The sequence below is a fragment of the Streptomyces mirabilis genome, assembly GCF_039503195.1.
Taxonomy (GTDB): Bacteria; Actinomycetota; Actinomycetes; order Streptomycetales; family Streptomycetaceae; genus Streptomyces; species Streptomyces mirabilis_D.
In genome coordinates, this window is record NZ_JBCJKP010000001.1 from 8597973 (window position 1) to 8618945 (window position 20973).

At 68.6% G+C, this 20973-nt stretch carries 14 protein-coding genes and 3 pseudogenes; 2 read left to right on the forward strand and 15 right to left on the reverse strand.

Annotated elements, in window-relative coordinates; genetic code table 11:
* Window positions 1-141 precede the first annotated feature (141 nt).
* The 6 genes and pseudogenes from AAFF41_RS38790 to AAFF41_RS38815 all read right to left on the reverse strand — a co-directional run.
* A pseudogene (locus AAFF41_RS38790) lies at window positions 142-567 on the reverse strand (integrase); the annotation flags it as partial.
* 125 nt (window positions 568-692) lie between these two features.
* Window positions 693-2372, reverse strand: coding sequence for a glycoside hydrolase family 13 protein (locus tag AAFF41_RS38795; protein ID WP_343325458.1), 1680 nt, complete (start codon window positions 2370-2372; stop codon window positions 693-695).
* A 54-nt stretch (window positions 2373-2426) separates the two neighbouring features.
* A complete protein-coding gene (locus AAFF41_RS38800) occupies window positions 2427-3317 on the reverse strand; it encodes a carbohydrate ABC transporter permease (protein ID WP_343325459.1) in 891 nt (296 codons plus the stop codon).
* A 1-nt stretch (window position 3318) separates the two neighbouring features.
* On the reverse strand, window positions 3319-4320 hold the full coding sequence (locus tag AAFF41_RS38805; RefSeq protein WP_319753222.1) for a carbohydrate ABC transporter permease: 1002 nt from the start codon (window positions 4318-4320) through the stop codon (window positions 3319-3321).
* A gap of 115 nt (window positions 4321-4435) precedes the next feature.
* A complete protein-coding gene (locus tag AAFF41_RS38810; RefSeq protein ID WP_319753221.1) occupies window positions 4436-5719 on the reverse strand; it encodes an ABC transporter substrate-binding protein in 1284 nt (427 codons plus the stop codon).
* Between the two features lie 509 nt (window positions 5720-6228).
* A complete protein-coding gene (locus AAFF41_RS38815; RefSeq protein ID WP_343325460.1) occupies window positions 6229-8199 on the reverse strand; it encodes a glycogen debranching N-terminal domain-containing protein in 1971 nt (656 codons plus the stop codon).
* Window positions 8200-8352: 153 nt separating this feature from the next.
* Between AAFF41_RS38815 and AAFF41_RS38820 the strand changes: the two genes are divergently transcribed.
* The gene (locus AAFF41_RS38820; protein WP_343325461.1) at window positions 8353-9432 is read left to right on the forward strand and encodes a LacI family DNA-binding transcriptional regulator; all 1080 of its coding nucleotides are present in this window, start codon (window positions 8353-8355) and stop codon (window positions 9430-9432) included.
* A 374-nt stretch (window positions 9433-9806) separates the two neighbouring features.
* Here AAFF41_RS38820 and manB read toward each other — a convergent pair.
* From manB to AAFF41_RS52180, 8 genes and pseudogenes are all read right to left on the reverse strand, one after another.
* Window positions 9807-9980: pseudogene (manB, locus tag AAFF41_RS51815) on the reverse strand (phosphomannomutase/phosphoglucomutase); the annotation flags it as partial.
* On the reverse strand, window positions 9973-11676 hold the full coding sequence (locus AAFF41_RS38830; RefSeq protein WP_415926026.1) for a glycoside hydrolase family 13 protein: 1704 nt from the start codon (window positions 11674-11676) through the stop codon (window positions 9973-9975). The pseudogene manB and the gene AAFF41_RS38830, both read right to left, overlap by 8 nt.
* 2 nt (window positions 11677-11678) lie before the next feature.
* Entirely contained in the window at window positions 11679-12905 is a 1227-nt protein-coding gene (locus AAFF41_RS38835) for a Gfo/Idh/MocA family protein (protein ID WP_319753217.1), read from the reverse strand.
* Window positions 12902-13918, reverse strand: a complete 1017-nt coding sequence (locus AAFF41_RS38840; protein WP_319753237.1) for a glycoside hydrolase family 130 protein — start codon at window positions 13916-13918, stop codon at window positions 12902-12904. Before AAFF41_RS38840 ends, AAFF41_RS38835 begins: the two co-directional genes overlap by 4 nt.
* Before the next feature lie 63 nt (window positions 13919-13981).
* A complete protein-coding gene (locus tag AAFF41_RS38845; RefSeq protein WP_319753216.1) occupies window positions 13982-14875 on the reverse strand; it encodes a carbohydrate ABC transporter permease in 894 nt (297 codons plus the stop codon).
* Window position 14876: 1 nt separating this feature from the next.
* Window positions 14877-15839: a carbohydrate ABC transporter permease gene (locus AAFF41_RS38850; RefSeq protein ID WP_319753215.1), complete on the reverse strand. Its 963-nt coding sequence runs from the start codon at window positions 15837-15839 to the stop codon at window positions 14877-14879.
* Window positions 15840-15848: 9 nt separating this feature from the next.
* Window positions 15849-17126, reverse strand: a complete 1278-nt coding sequence (locus tag AAFF41_RS38855; RefSeq protein ID WP_319753214.1) for an extracellular solute-binding protein — start codon at window positions 17124-17126, stop codon at window positions 15849-15851.
* Between the two features lie 116 nt (window positions 17127-17242).
* Window positions 17243-18269: pseudogene (locus AAFF41_RS52180) on the reverse strand (LacI family DNA-binding transcriptional regulator).
* A gap of 1030 nt (window positions 18270-19299) precedes the next feature.
* On the opposite strand from AAFF41_RS52180, the gene AAFF41_RS38865 reads away from it, so the two are divergent.
* On the forward strand, window positions 19300-19482 hold the full coding sequence (locus AAFF41_RS38865) for a hypothetical protein (RefSeq protein ID WP_343325463.1): 183 nt from the start codon (window positions 19300-19302) through the stop codon (window positions 19480-19482).
* Between the two features lie 128 nt (window positions 19483-19610).
* Here AAFF41_RS38865 and AAFF41_RS38870 read toward each other — a convergent pair whose 3' ends face one another.
* The gene (locus AAFF41_RS38870) at window positions 19611-20849 is read right to left on the reverse strand and encodes a L,D-transpeptidase (RefSeq protein WP_425526263.1); all 1239 of its coding nucleotides are present in this window, start codon (window positions 20847-20849) and stop codon (window positions 19611-19613) included.
* Between the last annotated feature and the right edge of the window lie 124 nt (window positions 20850-20973).

Genomic DNA, 20973 nt, shown 5'->3' on the forward strand with positions numbered 1-20973 from the left:
GGGTGCGGTTCGTAAACGGTTGGCCACGTGACCAAAGCATGACCAACAGCGGCCAGGAACGGGCAGAAACAGCAGGTGAGCATGACCGATCCGCACAGCCTCGAAGGGCGCCGAGAGGGTGCATCCTTCTTCCGGGTGACCGACTTTGATGCCCAGGGCTGCGAGTTCACCGTGGATCCGGCGATACCCCCACGAGCTGCTTCCGCGGGCGAGGCGCAGGACCAGGATGCGGACTGACCGGACGGTGGGTGGGCGTCCGCGTCGCCTCGGGACGCAGGTCGCGGCTTGGTGGCGCTTGAGCAGGTTGCGGTGCCAGCGCAGGAGCGTGTCTGGGCGTACCGACAGAAGGAGCTGCCGCAGCTTCACCAGGGGGAGGTGGTGGAGCAGGCTGGCGAGGACAGCGCGGTCGGTGTCTTCGAATCTGGGCTTGCCGACCTGGCGCTGCAGGATCAGCAGTTGGTGCCTCAGCGCCCATATCTCGATGTGTTTCTCCCTGTCGCTCATCGGCAGCAGACGCAGGAAGCCGATGCTGTTGGTCGCAGCAAGATAGGCCAGGCGCAGCAGCACGACAGATCATGATGCCCCCCGGTGCCCTGTATAGGTGAAGACGTCGGAGCGATCGTCGAGTAAAGCCGACGTCAGCGATCAAGGCCGACACCTGCATGGATGATGTATCGGCACCCGCAGACGGCTCACGGCGTGAGCAGCCACGCGGCCGAGTTGCCGGCGAGCTCCCCTTGGCGCAGTGGGGCGCTGTAGAGCACGATCGACCCCCATTCGGCCAGTGGCCGGAGCGGCGTGTCACCGAACACCATGACGCAGGTGACGCTGCCGCGGCGGAAGGCGAGTACGTCGTCCCGGCCGGGGACGTCGATCCAGGTCACCGCCCGGTCGTCCGTGGGGAACAGGTCCCGGTGGACGCGCAGCGCCCTGCGGTGCAGTGCGAGGGTGGAGTCGGCGTCCTTGAGCTGTTCGGACGCGGCGTACTTGACGAACCACTGCGGTTGCGGGAGCCAGGGTTTGGCGGTGGCCTGCGTCGGCGAAAAGCCGAAGCTCGGCGCCTGCGTGGTCCACGGCAGCGGCACGCGCGAGCCGTCACGGCCGGGATCGAGGCCCTCGGAGCGGAACCAGGTCGGGTCCTGACGGTCTTGGTCCGGCAGATCGAGCACCTCGGGCAGCCCCAACTCCTCACCCTGGTAGAGGTAGTGCGAGCCGGGCAAGGCGAGGAGGAGCATGCTCGCGGCACGGGAGCGCCGCTGACCGAGGACGGTGTCCACCTCGCCGCGCGGCCGGATGAGAACCAGGTCGCGGTCGAGCGACTCGTGCGGCTCGTCGGCGCGGACGATTCCGTAGCGCGTCACGGTGCGGTGCACGTCGTGGTTGGCCAGGGTCCAGGTGATGGTGGCACCGGTCGGCCCGATGCCGGTGAGGGCCCGGTCGATCGAGTCGCGGAACTGCTGGGCGTTCCAGGGCTGCTTGAGCAGGTCGAAGTAGAAGGCCTGGTGGAGCTCGTCCGGGCGAAGGTAGGCGGCGAGGTCGGCGGTGTCGGGGACCCAGATCTCGCCCACGAAGGTGAGCTCTCGCTGGGGCGCATAGGAATCGACGATGCGGCGCCAACGGCGGTAGACCTCGTGAACCTGTGGACGGTTGTGCGTGTACTCGTTGTAGTGGCCGCCGTTCCAGTCCGGCAGCCCGGGCTGCTTGTGCAGTCCGGCTGCCACGTCGATGCGGAATCCGTCGACGCCCCGGTCGAACCAGAATCGCAGCACGTCGTCGAACATGTCGATGACGTCCGGGTGTGTCCAGTCGAAGTCCGGCTGGGCGGTGTCGAAGAGGTGCAGGTACCACTGGCCGGGTGTGCCGTCGGGCTCCATGACCCGGGTCCACGCCGGCCCGCCGAAGTTGGACAGCCAGTTGTTCGGCGGCACGGTGCCGTCGTCGCCGATGCCGTCGCGGAAGATGAAGCGCGCGCGTTCCGGCGAGCCGGGGCCCGCGGCCACGGCCGCGCGGAACCACGGATGCTCGCTGGAGCAGTGGTTGGGCACCAGGTCCATGAGCACCTTCAGACCCCGGTCGTGCGCGTCGGCCGTCAGGGAGTCGAACGTCGCCAGGTCGCCGTACTCCGGGGCGATGTCCATGTAGTCGGCCACGTCGTAGCCGTGGTCCTTCTGCGGTGAGGGATAGCACGGGTTGAGCCAGATGGCGTCTATGCCGAGTTCGACGAGGTAGTCCAGATGCTGGCGCAGTCCGGCCAGATCGCCGATCCCGTCCCCGTTGGCGTCGGCGAACGAGCGCAGGTAGACCTGGTAGACAGCTGCGTCGCGCCACCAAGCTCGCTCGGTGGAGGGACCGGAGGACGAAGCCAGGGCCACGGTTGTGTGCCTTTCTGTAAGAGTGGTCGTCGAAGGACCAGGGCCTCGCGCCAACTACTTGACGGCGCCCGCGGTCAGGCCGGAGATGATGCGCCGCTGGAAGAGCAGCACCACGATGATCAGCGGGATGGTGACGACGGTCCCGGCGGCCATCACGGCGGTGTAGGGCTCCTGGTGGGGCTGGGACCCGGTGAAGCCGGCGATCGCGACGGTGACCGGCGCGACTGCGGCGTTGCCGTTGGACAGGAGGCTGGACAGGAGGTATTCGTTCCAGGCCGAGATGAAGACCAGGATCGCGGTGGTGAACAGGGCCGGTGCGGCCAGCGGCAGGATGACGAGCCGGAACGCCTGGGCAGGGGTGCAGCCGTCGATGCGAGCCGCCTGCTCCAGTTCCCAGGGCATCTCGGCGAAGAAACTGGTCAGGATCCACACGGTGAGCGGCAGGGCGAAGGAGATGTCGGGGATGATGAGGGCCTGGTAGGTGCCCAGCCAGTGGATCCTGGTGAACAGTTGGAACAGCGGGGTGACGAGGGCGACCCCGGGGAACATGGCCGCGCTCAGCACCAGGCCGAGGACCAGGAACTTGCCGCGGAAGTGCAAGCGCGCCACGGCGTAGGCGGCGAAGGTGCCGACCAGCATGGCGATCGCTGTGGTGGCCGCCCCGATGATGGTGCTGTTGAGGAGCGCCTGGCCGAAATGGTTGCCGCGGCTGGTGTCGAATGCGGTGCGGAAGTCGTCCAAGGTGACATGGGTCGGCCACGGGGTGGTGTCGAAGGTGAATCCCACCTGGCGGAACGCGGTGACGACCATCCAGTAGAAGGGCCCCAGACACCATACGATGATCGCCGCGATCCCCGTGTACAGGCCGAGGCGACCGGCCGTCCGGCGGAGCACCGTCGATCGGCGGGAGGGCACTGCGGGGGTGGTTGTCGTGGTGCTGGCCATGTCACTTCACCGCCGACTGCTGGGTGCGGATCACGCTCGCGTTGAAAAGCTTCACCATGAGGAAGGCCACCGCGAAGATGAACAGGAAAGTGATGGTGGACAGGGCGGACGCGCCCCCGTAACCCTGTTCGAGCTGGGCGATGACCAGGATCGACAAGGTGGTGGTGGCGTGGCCGGTGCCGCCACCGCCGTGGGTGAGGATGGCGGGCAGATCGTAGATGCGCAGCACGTCCAGGATCCGGAACAGGGTCGCGACCAGCAGGGCCGGGCGCACCAGGGGTGCCGTGACGTATCGGAAGCGCTGCCAGGCGCTCGCGCCGTCGACCCTCGCCGCTTCGTACAGCTCGGTGGGGATGATCTGCAGTCCGGCCAGGACGAGCAGGGCGACGAACGGGGTGGTCTTCCAGACATCGCCGACGATCACGGCGAACCGCGATGCCCACTGCCCGTCGGTCCACAGGATGTGCGTCCCGAGGAGCCTGTTGACGATGCCGTCGTAGGCGAACATGAAATACCACAGCTTCGCGGTGACCGCGGTGGGGATCGCCCAGGGCACCAGCACGCTGGCCCGCAGGAGCGAGCGGCCCTTGAAGCTGCGTTGCATCACCAGCGCCATCAGCGTGCCGAGGAACATCTCGAGCGCGACGGTGATGACGGTGAAGAGCACGGTGACGGTCACAGCGTCCCAGAACTCGCTTCCCAGGGTGCCGGGCGCACAGGCGGCGGTGCCGCAGCGCTGGAGCAGCCAGTGGATGTAGTTACTGGAACCCGCGAACCCGCCGCCCCGGGTGAAGAACCCGTTCTGGAGTGACTGGTCCTTCCGGAACGAGGTGATCAGAGCGGTCACCACCGGGTAGGCGATGACCAGGGCGAGCAACAGCAGAGTGGGGCTGATCAGCAGCAGTGCGGCACGGCCCTCATGGGTGATGCGACGCCGCCGGCGCGTAAGTCGCCGTTTCGACTCGGCCGGCTCCGCTGCCGGTCTGTCGGTGATAACGGTCATCTGTGTCCCTGTCTTGAGCCCGGCGCCGGGGCGGGTGGGTACGGGATGTGCAGGCTCGTGTCGGGGGTGGACCGGGCCGGCACCGCCTCACGGCCCCGGTCCACCGCTCCTGATGTCAGCCGCTCGTGGCGGAGTTGATCGCCGCCTGCATGTCCTTCAAGGCCTGGGAGACCGACTTGCTGCCCTTGATCGCGGCATAGGCGTTCTCCTCGATGGCCGCGGTGACACCGGGGTAAAACGGCGTGACCGGGCGGCTCTTGGCGCTCGCGAGGCTCTCTCCAAGCGTCTTGAGGTAGCCGAGCTTGGGATTGGCCAGCAACGCCGGATCCGTGTAGAGGCTCTTGAGGACCGGGGCGTTGGACTCCTTGATCAGCAGCTCGTGCTGGATATCGCTGCTTTCGTAGAACTTCATGAAGTCCAGTGCGGTCGCCTTGTGCTTGGAGTAGACGCTCATGCCCAGGGAGTGCCCGCCCAGGGTGCTCGCGCCGATGCCGTTCGGCCCGGGCTCGGGGGCCACCGCGAACTTGCTCTTGACCACCGAACTTCCGTCGGTGCCGGCCAGGTTGTAAACGTAGGACCAGTTGCGCAGGAACAGCAGCTTTCCGGCTTCGAACGCCTGGCGACCCTGCTCCTCCTGGTAGGTGATGGCCTCCTTGGGGATGTCGCCGTTCTTGTAGGCGTCCGCAAGGAACGACAGGCCCTTGACGGCCTGCGGCGTGTCGACGTCCGCGGTCTTGCCGTCGGTCTTGACGATCTCACCGCCCGCCGCGTTGATCGCCTCGGAGGCGTTGACGGTCAGACCCTCGTACTTGGCGAACTGGCCCGCGTAGCAGCCCATGTGGTGAGCCTGAGCGATCTTGCAGTCAGCCAACAGCTCGCTCCAGGTGGACGGTGGCTTGGGGACCAGATCCTTGCGGTAGTACAGCATCCCCCCGTCGGAGGTCATCGGCGCCGCGTACAGCTTCCCCTGGTAGGTCGCTGCGTCCACCGCCACCTTCAGCAGCGGTGCGGTGTCGATGGCGAATTTGCCGGCCAGCGGCTGCACCCAGCCCTGCGCGGCGAACTCCGGTGTCCACACGACGTCGACCGACACCACGTCGTAGCTAGGGTCTTGGGCCTTGAAGTGCTGCACCAGGTCGTCATGTTGCTGGTCCGCCTGGTCGCTCTGCTCCTTGAGGGTGACTTTCTGGTCCGGATGCAGAGCGTTCCACTTCGCGATGATGTTCTTGACGTCGCCGGTGTTGTCCTTGCCCTGCACATAGGTGATGGGGCCGCGGCCCGACTCGTTCTTCGAGGCGCTGCCCCCGCCGTCACCGGACGACCCGCACGCCGCCAGCGCCAACGCGAGCGCAAGGGCGCCTGCGACTGCCGCCAGTGGCCGCCTTGCTCTGTTCTCCACCTGGTTCTCCTGTTGCCTTTGTAGGACAAGGAAGCACTCGCGAGCAGCCGGGAGAGTTCGGTTCGCCGCCTCCTGCCCGGGCGTCACAGCGTCCCGTGGCGCAGCACCTGGCGTAGCCCAGGACCCGAGACCGACGTACCAATTGACCCGAAAAGCTCCGCCCGCCCTTTTGGAGCGTTCAAATATTGCCTGGAAGTTTCCTGGCTGGAATCCGCCGCGTCAACCCCTTGAATCGACGAAGAACCGCCCGCACGCGGGAACTTCGTCGCGGGCGGCACCGCGGGTGGGAGCATGCCGGACCTCGGGGACGGCACCGGGAGAGGCAGCCCGCGGTTCGCGGCAGACCGCGGCGACCCGAAGCCGGCGCGGGGGCTGCACGGATTTACGACGGGTGCGGTCGCGGCCCTGACGACGGCGGGTTCGGGACGGTCTCGGGCGCGCGGGCCCCGGGCTGCGTTGTCGCCCTCGACGTCCCACCCCCGCAGGCCAAGATGTTGATGTTCGTCAGGTCACCGGGTGCTGCGCAGGCCGTCCTCCGGCGGGGTGGTGCGGCGGGCATCCACTCCGTAGGACGCCCGCCCCTCGAGGTAGCCGGCGATGGCGACCGCACCGGCGGCCGCCCATGCCTGCGGACGACACGCCGTGGGGTAGGCAAGCAGGAGTCCTCCGTCGCCGCCGGGGACGCCGTAGAGCTCCGGCAAGCGGTACTCGAAGTGCTCCGCCGCGGCCACGACACCCTGGGCGAGGGAGCAGGCCACCGTGTGGTGCCCCTCGGCGGCCAGTCCGAGGACCGCAATGGCGGTGTCGTGCGGCCACACGCTGCCGCAGTGGTAGCTCAGGGGATTGAACGCCCGGCTGGTCTCCGACAGCGTCCGCAGCCCGTACCCGCAGTCCAGGTCGGGCTGGGCCAGCCTATTGGCCACCAGCGCGGATTCCTCGCTCGTCAGAAGGCCGGTGCCCAGCACATGAGCCATGTTCGAAGTGGCGCCGTCCACCGGCCGCTTGCCTGCGTCGAGCGCGATCGCCGGGTAGGGTCCGTACGCGTCACTGAGCCAGTACGACCGCCGGAAGCGTTCGCGCAGCCGTGCGGCCCACTCGCGCCAGTGGTCCGCGATACTCAGCCCGAACGCGTCGAGGATGTCGGCCCCCTGGACGGCGGCGGCGTAGGCATAGGCCTGGACCTCACACAGCGCCAGCGGCGCCTCGGCGAACCGTCCGTCAGCCCAGCGCACCCCCTCGGCCGAGTCCTTCCAGCCCTGGTTGGCAAGTCCGTCGTGCGCGGACGGACGGTACTCCAGCAACCCGTCGCCGTCGGCGTCACCGCACTCGGCGATCCAGCGCAGGGCCGCCCGGAGATGGGGCAGCAGTGCCGCCACCTCGTCCGCGGGCATGCCCGCACGCCATGCGTCGTGCAGCAGGCGTACCCAGAGCGCAGTCGCGTCGATCGTGCCGTAGTACACCGGCGGGATGACCACGTCCGCCACCCGCAGCGTCTCCCGCCGCACCTCGTGGAGTATCTTCCCGGGTTGCTCGTCGCGCTGCGGTCGCAGCCGGGTCCCCTGGCGACGGGCCAGGGTCCGCAGGGTACCGGCGGCCAGGCGGGTGCCCAGCGGGAGCAGCAGGGCCGCCGACCACAGGGCGTCGCGGCCGAAGAGGGTGAAGTACCAGGGGCTGCCGGCCGCCAGGAACAGGTCGGCGGGGTCGAAGGGGTCGGTCAGCAGCATGCCGTCCAGGTCCTCCAGGCTGTGCCCGACCAGCTTGGCCAGCACCGGATCCCGCGGCTGCGCGGAGGCCCGGAAGACCGGCGGCCCGCCCGTCGGCGCCTGCCCGAAAAGCGCCGATCTGTCCGCACCGGCCCGCTCGGTACCGGAGGGCGACGCGGACAGCGTCACCGACCAGGTGCTCTCGGCGCTGATGACCACCCGGAACGCCACGACCGCGCCGCCGTCCTCGCACCGGATCTCCTCGGGCTCGCGGTCTGCCGTCAGCACGACCTCCTGGCCGCCGTCCGACCAGCGCACCCATGAACCGTCCGCCTCCGAGGCGACCGGGACGTAATCCGCGCCGGCGCGTACCCGGCCCATCGGGGCCAAATCGCTGCCGCAACGTACCAACAGCCGCACGCCGACCGGTCCGGTGCCGCGGTTCACGAACTCGAGCCGTTCCGTGAGCCCACCCGGCCGAACCGTACGACGCCGGTGCAGGCTCACCGAGGCGTCCGAGGAGGCGTCACCGTCAGGCCACACCTGGGAGCTGAAGACCGCCTCGCCGCCACCGTGCGATCTGCCCACCGGAATTACCGTCGCGTCGGCCACCTCCACCTGAAGGCGCGACAGGATCCTGCGGTCGCTGTCGTAGAACCCCTGCGCCCCACCGGCGGATATCTGCCCGTCGCCTCCGCTCAGACACACCGACGGTGCCCGCACCACAGTGACCAGCTCGTGCAGTCCCACGGCGGGTGTGAAGTGCTGGTGGCTCACAGATCCTCCATCGACACGGCGTGCTGCTGGGCGGCAGCGCATCCTCTCTGTATATTTGAACGTGCAAAATGCATGTTACCCAATTGATGCCGAGCTCACTAGGCTTGCTGCCGGCTGGGAAGGCACCAGCGCACGAGAGGAGAGCGAGGAAGCGTGGCAGAGCAGGCCCGGCCGCCAACCAAAGCCACGGCCCCGACACTTGTGGACGTCGCCAGGGCGGCCGGTGTGTCCCGGCAGACCGTCTCCAACGTCATCAACGCGCCAGAGCGGGTACGTCCCGAAACCCGGGAACGCGTCGAGCTGTTCATCGCCCGACTCGGCTATCAGCCCAACCGGCTGGCGCAGGCCCTGCGGGCCAACACCTCACGGATGGTCGGCTACCGCATCGAGCCGCCGACGGCCGACGCGCTGGACCCGTTTCACGACCGTCTGCTGCATTCTCTGTCCGAGGCCGGCCGCGCCGCGGACCGCCATCTGCTGCTGTTCCCCGCCGACGACGACGCCGCTGAGATCGAGGTGTGCCAGCGGCTGCACCGGGGCGCGGGAGTGGAGGCCTTCGTACTCTACGGCGTCGAGGCGCAGGACCCGCGGCCGCGCGCCTTGATCGACCTGGGCGTCCCTTTCGTCGCCTTCGGGCGGACGGCGCAGGGCAGCGAGGAGTACGCCTGGGTCGATGTCGACAACTTCTTCGGCATCGCCGCCGCGGTCGACCACCTCGTGCGCCGCGGCCACCGGCGCATCGGGTACGTGGGGTTGAAGCCCGAGGAGAACGTGGGCGGACAGCGGGCGCGCGGCTGGCATGCGGCGATCGACCGCCAGGGGCTGCCTTCCGACTGTCACGCACTGGTTCTGTGCGGGCAGGACACCGTTCCCGCCGGCATGCAGATGGCCTTCGCGCTGCTGGAGCGGTCCGACCCGCCCACCGCGATCGTCACCGCTTCCGACACCCTCGCTGTCGGGGTCATGCGAGCGGCCCAGCAATGGGGGGTGGAGGTGGGCCGGGATCTCGCCGTCGTCGGCTTCGACGACTCTCCCACCGCCGCCGCTCTGGAACTCAGCAGCATCCGCCAGCCCATGGCGGAGATCGGGCAGCAGATCATGGCCACCCTGCTCGGCCTCGCTCCGGCCGCGGAAGGGGGCCCGGGCACCGCTCTAGGATCCGGCGGCAAACTGCTGATGCCGACGCTGATCGTCCGTTCCTCCAGCGCAAGTCCCGCGCCGCGCACCACTTGAACGCCCGACTGCGCGGCAGCCGCACCCGGCAACCGACGGCACCAGCCACGTCGCAGACCCTGCTCTTGCCGAATACGCGCGGCTTTGGGCACACGGTCAACCGCAAGCGCGTCGAGTGCCTGATGTGCGTTAACCGGCTCAAGGGCCCCTACCTGTGGCGTCGCAAGGGCACCACGGTGCCCGGTCGGCTGGCACCGCCCGTTCCGGACCTCATCCCACGCGTTTTTTCGCCGCCCAGTTGGATGAGAAGTGGTGCGGCAACATCGCATACGTGCAGGTCGGTGGTTCGTGGCTGTATCGCGCCTGCGTCCTGGGCATCTGTTCACGTCGGCGCGGCACCCGGCCGCGGCCTCCGCGAAGGCGCGTGCCAGCCCCGGGGAACTCGGGCGCATGTCGTGCCCGGTCACGATCGCGTCCGCGCTGGTCGTCTCGACGAAGGCGGTGCCGAACAGCCGGGCGAGGCCCTCGTCGAGCTGATCGGGAACAATGCCACGGATGTCGTAGGCCTTCACCAGGCCGGAGAGGTCAACTCTGGGCCTGTCACTCACTGTCGTACTCCGTGTGGGTCATCCATACGGCCGTGTCCTGCGGGATGCTGCGGCCATCGAGCGGTGCGCTGGACAGCAGGACGTCGGCGTCGTGGTCCAGAGGTAGCGGCCGCGCGCCGAAGTTGACCACGCACCGCAGGCCCGACCCGCGTTCGAAGCCGAACCATTCGCCGCTGTCGGGACCGTCCAGCTTCAGCGCCCCGTCCGAGGCCGGGTGGCCGCGTCGCAGTCGCAGCGCCCTGCGGTACAGCGTCAGCATGGAGTCCCCGTCGCTCTCTTGCGCCATGGCGGACAATCCCGCCCAGTCCGCGGGCTGGGGGAACCAGCAGTCTTCGGGGGCGGCGGTGCTGAAGCCGTACGGGGCGGCGTCGCCCTCCCAGGGCAGTGGCACCCGGCATCCGTCCCGGCCGCGCTCCTGGTGTCCGGAGCGCTCCCACAGAGGGTCACGCAGCCGGTCGTCGGCGAGTTCGACCTGCGGAAGGCCGAGTTCCTCGCCCTGGTAGACGTAGGCCGCGCCGGGCAGCGCGAGCATCAGCAGCGCCGCGGCCCGGGCCCGGCGCTCACCGACCTGGCCGCCGCCGTAGCGGGTGACTGGCCGGACCGCGTCATGACTGGAGAGCACCCAGGTGACCGGGGCTCCCACTGCCTCCATGCCGGCTACGGACTGCTCGACCACCTCCCGCATCGCCCTCCCGTCCCAACAGGACTCCAGGAAAGCGAAGTTGAAGGTCTGCTGCATCTCGCCGGGGCTGACGTAGCGGGCCAGCCGCTCGCGGTCGAAGATGCCGGCCTCGGCCACCATCACCCGTTCGCCCGGGGGCACCGCGCCGGCAGGCGCGGGGTGGCTGTCCAGCAGCACACGCCAATCGCGGAACAGGGGGTGCAGTTCCTCCTGGTCGTAGTAGGGCATCAGGTGGTTGCGGTGGATGTCCTGGTGCTGGCCCGCGCCGGCGTCGGGCAGGCCTTGCGCTTTGAACAGGGTGTGGGCGACATCGATGCGGAAGCCGTCGACGCCGCGGTCCAGCCAGTGCTTCAGAATCCGCTCGAAGTCGGCGACGACCTCGTGGTCGCGCCAGTTCAGGTCCGGCTGCTGCGGCGCGTGCAAGTGCAGGTACCACTCGCCGGGGCTGCCGTCCGACTCCTGCACCCTGGTCCAGGCAGGGCCGCCGAACGCGGACTGCCAGTCGTTGGGGGGCAGTTCGCCGTTCTCGCCGCGGCCCGGCCGGAAGATGTAGCGCTCCCTTGCCCGTGAGCCGGGCCTGGCGGCGACCGCCTCGCGGAACCAGGGGTGCTGATCGGAGGTGTGGTTGGGGACCAGGTCCACCAGGATCTTGACGCCCAGGGCGTGGGCCCGCTGCACCAGGGCGTCGAAGTCGGCCTGGGTTCCGAGGTCGGGCGCCACTGCGGTGTGGTCGGTGATGTCGTAGCCGCCGTCGGCCAGCGGCGAGGGGTAGAACGGGGTGATCCACACTGCGTCGACGCCCAGTTCCTGCAGATGCTCCAGCCGCGCCGTGGCACCGGGCAGGTCCCCGACGCCGTCCCCGTTGCTGTCGGCGAAGGAGCGGGGGTAGATCTCGTAGCAGACGGTCTCCCGCCACCACGGGACGGCGCTGTCCGGTCCGCCGGAACCGCCCGTCCCGTGCCCGGCGGCGGCTGGGCCCGGGACGCTGCTGACGTCGTCCGGAGTTCCGGACATGGTCATCCCGATGCTCCTTTGGCCGAGGGGGATGGGAGGGTGACGGGCAGCGTGCGACCACTCTCCGCCGACCGGGTCGCCGCCTGCGCCACCGCAACGGCGGCGAGCCCGGCGGAGGCGTCGGCCACCGGGGTGCCGCCGTGCGCCGCACAGTGCAGCAGGTCGGACATGGCCGCCCGCACGCTCTCGGCGTAGACGTACTGCTTGCGCGCCTCGCCGCCCAGATCGATCACGCAGTCGACCCGGTGCGGGACGACGCGCCTGACCCCGCGGCCGGAGGCCGGACGGTCCGAGCCGGCACCACGGGTCACCGACACCGTGATCCGCTCCTGCCCGTGCGGGCGCGCCCCGGGGACCGCGAGGAGCTCGCCGGCCCGTTCGGGCAGCCGCTCCCAACGGGGGGCGCCCGCCTCGTCGGTCCACGCGGTGAGGGTCGCGCCGGTGGGGATCCAGCCGGTGACGCGGGCTTCGGCGAAGCCGTAGTCCAGGCGCATCAACTGCCGCTCGGCGCGGTGGGCGTGGGTGAAGGAGTGGGTGTGGGTCGCCACGGCACCGCCGGGATGGGTGGCGGTGGCCACCACGATGTCCACGGGGCCGCCGGGTCGCCGCACCGCGGTGCCCTGGACCTCGACCGGGTCGCTGCCCATCAGGGCGCTCGCCGCGTCGAAGAAGTGCACGCCGTGCTCGATGTGGATGCCGCCGCTGCGCGCCGGGTCCCAGAACCAGTGGTCCGGGCCCAGGTCCTCGTCGGAGGCGTCGTTCTCGAAGGCGAACCGCCGCAGCGGGTCCAGCAGCCCTTCCCCGCCGAGCCGCTGGAGCAGCCGCAGGATCGGGTTGTAGCGCAGCACATGGTCGACGACGAACACGCCGGGCGCACGGTCCGCCTCCTCCGCGACGCGCGCGGCGGCCTCGAGGGTGACGGCGATCGGCTTCTCGCAGAAGACGTGCTTGCCCGCGCGCAGCGCGGTCACGGCGGCATCCGCGTGGGCGACCGGCGGGGTGGCCAGGAGCACCACGTCGACACCCGGGAGCGTCACCGCCTCCTCGACGGTCGTGCAGACCGCCGCGTCGTGCCGTTCGGCCAGGGCGCGGGCGCGGGCGCGGTCGGGGTCGGCGCACACGACGACCCGCAGTCCGGGGACGTCGCGCACCGAGTCCAGCACGTAGGCGCCGAAGCCGCCGCAGCCGATCAGCGCCAGCCCGAACTCCCCGTCGGGTGTGGCGATCATTCGGCGCGGTCCAGGCGGGCCACGCCGATGTGTGCGTCGGCCATGCCGTAGAAGACGTAGCGCACGCCGTCGACCTCCTCGATGGCGGTCGGGAAGACGACGTTCGGCACGGTGCCGGAGCGCTCCTCGTCGGTCTCCGGGGCCATGAGCGGCTCGGCGGTTCGGGCGAGGACCTTGGCAGGGTCGGCGGGGTCGAGGATCATCGCGCCGGCCGCGTAGTGGACCGTCTGTACCTGGGCGAAGGGCTCCTCGATGGTGCCGGAGACACCGTGGTGGATGAGCAGCCAGCCCTCTTCGACGCGGATCGGGGCCGGGCCGGCGCCGATCTTGAGCTCCTCCCAAGGGTGCTCGGACAGCGCGACCAGGCGGTGCTGGCGTGGCCGGGTCAGGGCGCGGAGGTCCTGCTTGACCTCGTCGACGGGGACGTAGGAGATCCAGATGCCGGGGCGCTCGTCGATCACGCCGGCGGGCAGGTGCACGCCCTCGCCGGGGCGGAACCAACCCAGGTCCCACATCGGGCGGTGCAGCATGGCGAAGTACATCTCGCCGTCCGGGCCCGGCACGGGCTCGGGGAAGTGCACGACGTCCTTGTTGGGGAAGAGGTTGAGGTCGGTGTCCAGGTCGGGCTGGTACTCGAACTGGATCGGGCCGAGACGCTCCCAGTTCACCAGGTCCTCGGAGACGGCGAGGGCCGGCTTGGGGCCGAGCGGGCCGTAGGCCACGTAGGACATCACGTGCCGGCCCAGGTCTTCGATCCAGGTGGTGCGGGGGTCTTCCACGCCGGCGTTGTTCTTGCCGCGCTCCCAGCCCGCGTCGGGGGCGAGGACCACGCCGCGGCGTTCGACGCCGGTGGGCACGCCGTTCTCGACCGTCACCTCGGCGAGCCCGACGCGGGAGACGTTGCCCTCCGCGACCAGGCGAGGAAGCAGGTGGAGCCTCCCGTCGGGGGTGCGGCCGGAGGCGGGGTTGAGTACACCCTCGACCTCGTTGGCCTCGCCGGGAAGCGGGGACATGACGACGCCGACCCGGGTGAGGCGGTAGGGGATGGGGGTGGTGGTGCTGTGGTTCACGGGGGTTCAGCCCTTCGTGGCGGAATCGATGTCGGTGGAGGTGAAGCGGTGCTGGAAGGCGATGTAGAGCGCCACCGCGGGTGCTGCCAGCACACACGCCCCGGCGAGGATGGCGCCGAACGGGTTGGCGGCGGCCGAGGAGACGGTGCTGATGTAGTTGGCCAGGGAGACGGCCAGCGGTTGCATGTCCTGCCGCTTGGTGACCAGGAACGGCCAGAGGAACTCGTTCCAGGGCCCGGTGAAGCTGAGCAGCACCACCGAGACGAGGGCGGGCCTGCACAGCGGCACCGCGATGCGGAACAGGATCTGCAGCTCCGAGGCCCCGTCCATGCGGGCCGCCTCGAACATGGCCGGCGGCAGTTGCAGGAAGAACTGCCGGAAGATGAATACGGCGCTGGTGTTGATCGCGAACGGCAGGATCATGCCCAGGTAGGAGTCGGCCAGACCGTAGTTGCGGACGATCAGCACATACAGCGGGATCATCAGCAGTTGGAACGGGACGACCTGGACCAGCAGGACCAGGGCGAAGGTGGAGCTCCGGCCCCGGAACTGCAGACGCGCCAGCGCGTATCCGGCGAGGAGTCCGAAGACCGTGGTGCAGATGATGACACCACCGGTGAAGATCCCCGAATTGATGAGCGAACGCCCCAACGAGATCGCCGAGTTGATCGCGGCGTAGTTGTGAAGGCTCAAATTCCCCGGATCCGGAAACGCGCCGGCCGGGCTGGAGTCGGGCTCTTTCTGCAGGGAGCCGACGATCATGTAGTAGAAGGGGAAGAGGAAAGCGAACGCCCCGATGAGCAGCGCGACCTTCGACCAGATCGACCTCGACGCCGGTCCCGTGGCGTGAGCCGTGCGCCGGCGCTTCGGCCCGGACGAGGCTGTGACGTTGGCGTTCATCTCAGTCCCTCTCCAAGAAGCGGCGGTAGACGAGTGATACGGCGGTGATCAGCACGACGAGGATCACGCCGATGGCGGCGGCCTGATCGGGGTGCCCCTGCTGCAGACCTCGCTGGTACATCAGCAGCACGGGCGAGGTCGTCGCGCCGTCGGGGCCGCCGCCGCTGGTGAGCAGGTAGGGCTCGGTGAACAGGTTGGCTCCCGTGACGGTGGCCAGGATCAGGACCAGGAGCGTGGCGGGTCGCACCGCGGGAATCGTGATCGACCGGAACATGCGGAACTTCCCCGCTCCGTCGATGGCCGCCGACTCGTACAGCTCCTGAGGCACGTTCTGCAGTGCCGAGAGATACAGCACCACGAAGAAGCCCAGCTGCTTCCAGGCGACGAAGACCGCGACGGTCGGCATTGCCAGATGGGAGTTCACCAGCCACGAGGGGTCCGGTGCGAGCGGTCCGAGGGCCTGGTTCACCAGGCCGTTGGAGTTGAACAGGAAGATCCACACGCCCACGACCGCGACGCTGGCCGTGACGTAGGGGATGTAGTAGGCCGTCCGGAAGAAGGAGCGGTACCGCAGTTTCTGGTTGAGCGCGCTGGCAAGAACCAACGAGGCGACCACCGTCAGCGGCACGTTGATGACGAGGAAGACGGCGATGTTGAGGAAGGACCGCCACACGTCGGGGTCGGTAAGGACCGCGGTGTAGTTGTCCAGACCCACGAAGGGCCGGTCGACCTTTACACCGGGGGCGGTGAAGAAGTACTGGTGGAAGGACATCCACACGGCGAAGCCGAGCGGATACACGAAGATCGCGGCCAGGTAGAGCAGGTACGGCGAGACGAAGAGCATGCCGACGGGCTGGTGTCCGCCGAGCCGCAGCTGCCAGAGCTGTCTCCGAGCCGTTGTGCTCCTCCCGGCCCCGCGCTTGCCGCGCGCGGGGCCGTGGGTGTCAGAGTGCGTAGAGGACATGGCCGCGGATCACTGGCCCTCGGCCAGCTTGTCGACCTTGCCGGCGGCGCCCTTCAAGGTGGCGGGGAGGTCGCCCTTGCCGAAGATGACGGCCTTGGTGTAGGCGTCGCGGAAGGTCTGCCAGATCTCGACCGAGTTCGGCACGTTCGGCGCTTCGATGGTGTGCTCGGCCTGCTGCGCGAAGGCCTCGTAGTCCTTGTGGGACGCGAAGTAGGACGGGTAGGCGGACGTCAGGTCCGTACGCATCGGCATCTGGCCGGTCGCCTCCAGGAGCTTGCCGTCCTGCTCCTTGCCGGTGGCGAACTTCATGACGTCCCAGGCGGTCGCCCGGTTCTTGCAGGAGGTGTACATGCCGATGGACTTCTCGTCGCTGAAGGTGCCCTTGCCGGCCGTACCGTCGGCGGTCGGCACCGGCACGGCGCCCCACTTGACCTTGTCGCCGTAGACGGAGACCGCCCAGGGACCGACGGTGGACATCGCGGCCTTGCCCTCGGCGAAGGAGTCGCCGTTGAAACTCTCCTTGGGAGCCAGGCCCTCGTCGTACATGGTCTTCCACAGTTCGGCGGCCTTGATGCCCTCGGGCGAGGCGAACTGGGCCTTGCCGTCCTCGACGAGCTGCTTGCCTGTCTGCGCGGCGAACAGCGGGTAGAAGTCGAACCAGGACTGGTAGAACTCGGACGTCGGCGCGGGCCAGATGGCAGCCTTGGCCACCCCGCTCTTGACCAGCTTGCGCGAGGTGTTCAGGAAGTCCTGGTAGCTCGCCAGCTTGGGGTGCTCCGCGTCCAGCCCGGCCTTCTTGAAGAGTTCCTTGTTGTAGAAGATCATCACCGGGTTGCTCTTCCACGGCATCTGGTAGTACTTCCCGTCCGGGGACGCGTACTGGCTGAGCCGGTCGCCGACACGGGACTGCAGGTACTGCTTTCCGTCGGGGAAGTCGTCCAGCGCGACCAGGCCACCCTGCTTCTGGAAGCCGGGCACGGCCGCCGGAGCGGTGTTGAGGACCAGACACGGCGCGTTACCGGCGGTGATCGCCGCGCCGATGACCTCCTCGGAGCTCTTTCCGGCGGGAATCTCCTGCGCGGTCACCTTCTCCTTGGGGTGGGTGGCGTTCCAGGTCGCCACCATGCTCTTGCCCCACGCGACTTCCTGCGCGTTGTTGGAGTACCAGACCGTGATGGGACCACGGGCGTCGTTGCTGGCGCCACCGGAGTCCGATCCACCGCCGCTGCCGCACGCGGACAGCGTCAGGGCGGCCACCGGCAGCATGACGAGGAGAGCCTTCTTCATTGGAGGTTCCGTTCCTTACTGGGTGAATCAGGCGGCGGGTACGACGTCGCTGAGCTGTCGCCGGCCGCCTTCCTGGAGGAGGGGAAAGAGGGTGTGGGGACCGCCGTCACCGGCGGTCATCGACCCCCGCGCACGGGGGCGGGGCCGGTCGAGCCGCGTATCACCAGCGTGGCCGGGGCCAGTTCGACGTCAGCTGTGGTGCCTTGCTCGATGATCTCCACCAGCGCCTGGGCGGCGGCCCGGCCCCAGGAGGCCGGGTTGGCACGGCAGGTCGTCAGCGGAGGGCTGGTCCAGGACGCCAAGGGGACATCGTCGAAGCCGACCACCGAGAGGTCCTCGGGCAGCCGCAGGCCCGCTTCCTGGGCGACCGCCATACCGGCCGTGGCCGACAAGTCGTTGGCGTACACGATGGCGGTGGGGACTACTGCGGGCCAGCAGCGCCCGGGTCGCCTGGGCCCCTCCCTCGGCGGTGAACCCTCCGGGCAGTGACGTCCCGGAGGGCAGGCCCGCCTCGGCGAGCGCGTCCGCCCATGCCTGGCGGCGGCGCCGTGCGTGCACGAAGTCCTCGGGACCGGCTACATGGGCGATGTCGCGATGTCCCAGTTCGATCAGATGGCGCACGGCGCTGCGGACGGCGGGACGGTCGTCCAGGTTCACCGTCGGCAGGTCGGTGTCCGCTTCGACCGCGCCGACAGCGACTGCGGGCAGGCCGAGCTCTGTCACCAGTGCCGGCCGCGGATCGTCCTGGCGGAGGTCGGTGAGGAAGACACCGTCGACCCTCTGGTCGGCCGCGAGCCTGCGGTAGGTCTCCACTTCGTCGCCGGGGCGGCTCATCTGCAGCATCAGACCGTCGCCGGTCTCGGAGATCACCGCCTCGATGCCCGCCATGAACGCCGGGTAGAAGGGATCGGTGCCGATCAGTTCGGGTTCGCGGGTGAGGACGAGGCCAACAGCACGTGCTCGGCCCGTGGACAGTGCCCGCGCGCTGCGGCTCGGGGTCCACCCCAGTTCCTCGGCCGCCGAGCGCACGCGCTGCCGAGTGGCGAGCGCCACACCAGGGCGATTGTTGAGGACGAAGGAAACCGTCGCGCGAGACACCCCGGCCAACTGCGCCACATCCGCGATCGTGGGACGACGGGCCATGTGCGAACTCCAGTTTCTGCCGCTCGGGACACTTACGACTTCTGCCGGCTTCGCCTCCGCCGCCCCGATACCTCGGGCCGCGCCTGGACGGCGCCGTCCCAAGGACCGGGAACAGGTGTGCTCCAGGTCTCAGCGCCAGCGGTGGCGAAGAGACAGCCGGGGACTTGAACCGGTTTAAATGACGGTTCGTAGCTTCAACTCCATCCCTGTTCAAGTCAAGAGCCCGGGATGATTGTCCCTTTTGTTACATATCGCACAGAACTGTGCAGTTCCATCGCTCTGGCCGCCGTCGGCCGCCGACACCCAGGACGCCTCCGTCGGCACCACGCCCATTCGGACACTGGGACTACGCCACTGCCGTACGGACCGTCGCCCATCCAGCACCCGAAATCGCGTGGACCTCGCGCCTGAAGACTCGCCGCCTCTGAATGACACGAGAAGCGCTGCAGGCCAGTGAAAAGCGGAGAGTGACCGGACCGTATTTCGCAGGAAGAGGCGCGACGGTGGGAACAGTGGCGGAAAAATTCAAAATCGCCGCCCAGGTAAGGGAATTACGGAGTCTTGGAACCGCTGGACCGATCGGCGTCGCCTGCCTGCCCATTGCGGCCTGAGCGTAGGGCCGGATTGCGTTTGTGCCGCAGATGCGTTGCGCACCCTTCGAGACATTTCACCCGGGAGAATCTGCGTGAAATCGACGCCTCCACAGCCTTGTCCCTGTCGGCGATCCCGGCACGGCCACCGCGCCTTCTTCCTCTGCGACTGACTCGACACGGGTTTCCGCACCTGTCCGGACAGCAGCCTGGAAGGCATCACGCCGCCAGTGTTACTGAGGTGACGGGAACAAGCCCGCTTGCGGTGGGGGAGGTTGTGGGAGACGACGGTGGAAACGTCTGCTGTATCCCAGCGGACGGGGCCGGTTCGCCATGTCGGCCGGGTCTTCGCCGCCCCCGCCGCGATCCTGAAGGGGGCAGCCGGGAACGCCCTCGCCGCCTGTCGGACGGACCGCAGGATGCGCCGTGGAGGAAGTCGCATGATGGACGGCGCCGCGTATGACCTGTGGCCTCGGGTGATCGTGAACACCGTGCTGTTCGCGCTGTTCGCGTTCAGCTTCTTCCGGCCCAGTAGCAAGCGGGACTGGCGGGCGATGGGCGCACAGTACTGGTGTCGAACAGCCCCCGGTCCGCCGACGGCGGTCGTCTGTTGGGCGACGTGACGCAACGGCGGTCCCGCACGCGGCAAGGCTGCTCGAGCGTCCTGACGCCGCAGGCGGCGGGCGACACCGTGTCGCCCGCCGCCTGACGGAAGCGATTCAGGTTCAGATGCTTGGGGAGTGACGTGGCGTCAGCCGGTCGCGCTGCCCGCGACCCACGCGCTCCACGGCATGTTCCAGTCGCTGAGGCCGTTGTCGGGGGCCAACATGGTCTTGTCTTCGGAGTTCTTGACGATCACGACGTCACCGATCATCGAGTTGTCGAAGAACCACGCGGCGGGCTGCCTGCCATCGCCGCCGCCCTTGACGTCCTTCAGGCCCACGCACCCGTGGCTGGTGTTGACCTTGCCGAAGACCGCGTCGGCACCCCAGTAGTTGCCGTGGATGAAGGTGCCCGAGGCGGTCAGGCGCATGGCGTGCGGTACGGCCTCGATGTCGTAGGAGGGCTTGCCGCCCTTCTCCGTGAGGCCGACGGTCGCACCGTTCATGTGGATCTGCCTGAACTTCTCGGAGATGACCATCTGACCGTTGTACGTAGGGTGCTCGGTGCTGCCGGACGAGATCGGGATGGTCTTGATCGTCTTGCCGTCCCGTACGACGGTCATCTGCTTCGTCTTGGCGTCGACCGTGCTGATCTGGCTCCGGCCGATCTTGAACGTGACCGTCTTCTGGATGCCGTGGAGATTGAGCGTGACGGTGACGGTGGAGCCGGGCTTCCAGTAGTGGTTGGGACGGAAGTCCAGGCGGTCGTCGTTGAACCAGTGGCCGACGACCTGCTGGCCGCTGCTGGAGCTGACCTGGATCTTCGACTCCATGGCGGCCTTGTTGCTGATCGCCTTGTCGAAGTTGACGGTCACCGGCATGCCCACGCCGACGGTCGAGCCGTCCTCGGGGGAGAGGTGCCCGATGAAGTCGTTCGCCGGGGAGACCGTGGTGATCGTGGCGTTCCCGGTGGCGGAGCGGCCCTTGGCGTCCTTGGCCTCCGCGGCGACCTGATACTTGGTGGACCGCTCCAGGTGGCTGTTCGGCTTCCAGGACGTGCCGTCGGCGGACAGGGTGCCCGGAACCTCGGCACCGGTCGCGACGGCGATCATGGTCACGTTGGTGAGCCTGCCGTTGCTGACGGTGACCTTGACGGAGTCGTTGATCCCGACGTCGTAGGCGCCTTCCTTGGGCGTGATCCTTATTCGGGCGTCGGAAGCCTCCTGGGTGGCCGCCCGATCCGCCCACGCCTGCGGTTTCGGGTGATTCCCGGCGTTGTTACCGCTGGTCGCAGCGTTGCTGGTACCGCCGAGGGCCGTGAGCGAGAGCACACCGCCGAGTACACCGACCGCAGCCACCAGCCGGGTGCGTCCTTTACGTGCCGTGATCAAGCGCTTCTCCCGTGTCACTGGTCGTTGAATCCCTGGAGCTGGATGCCGAGGGAGTGCAGCTAGTTATAAAACTCTTTATATGGGTTCATCCGTCCTTAAATGAGCAAATTGTGGTGAAGGC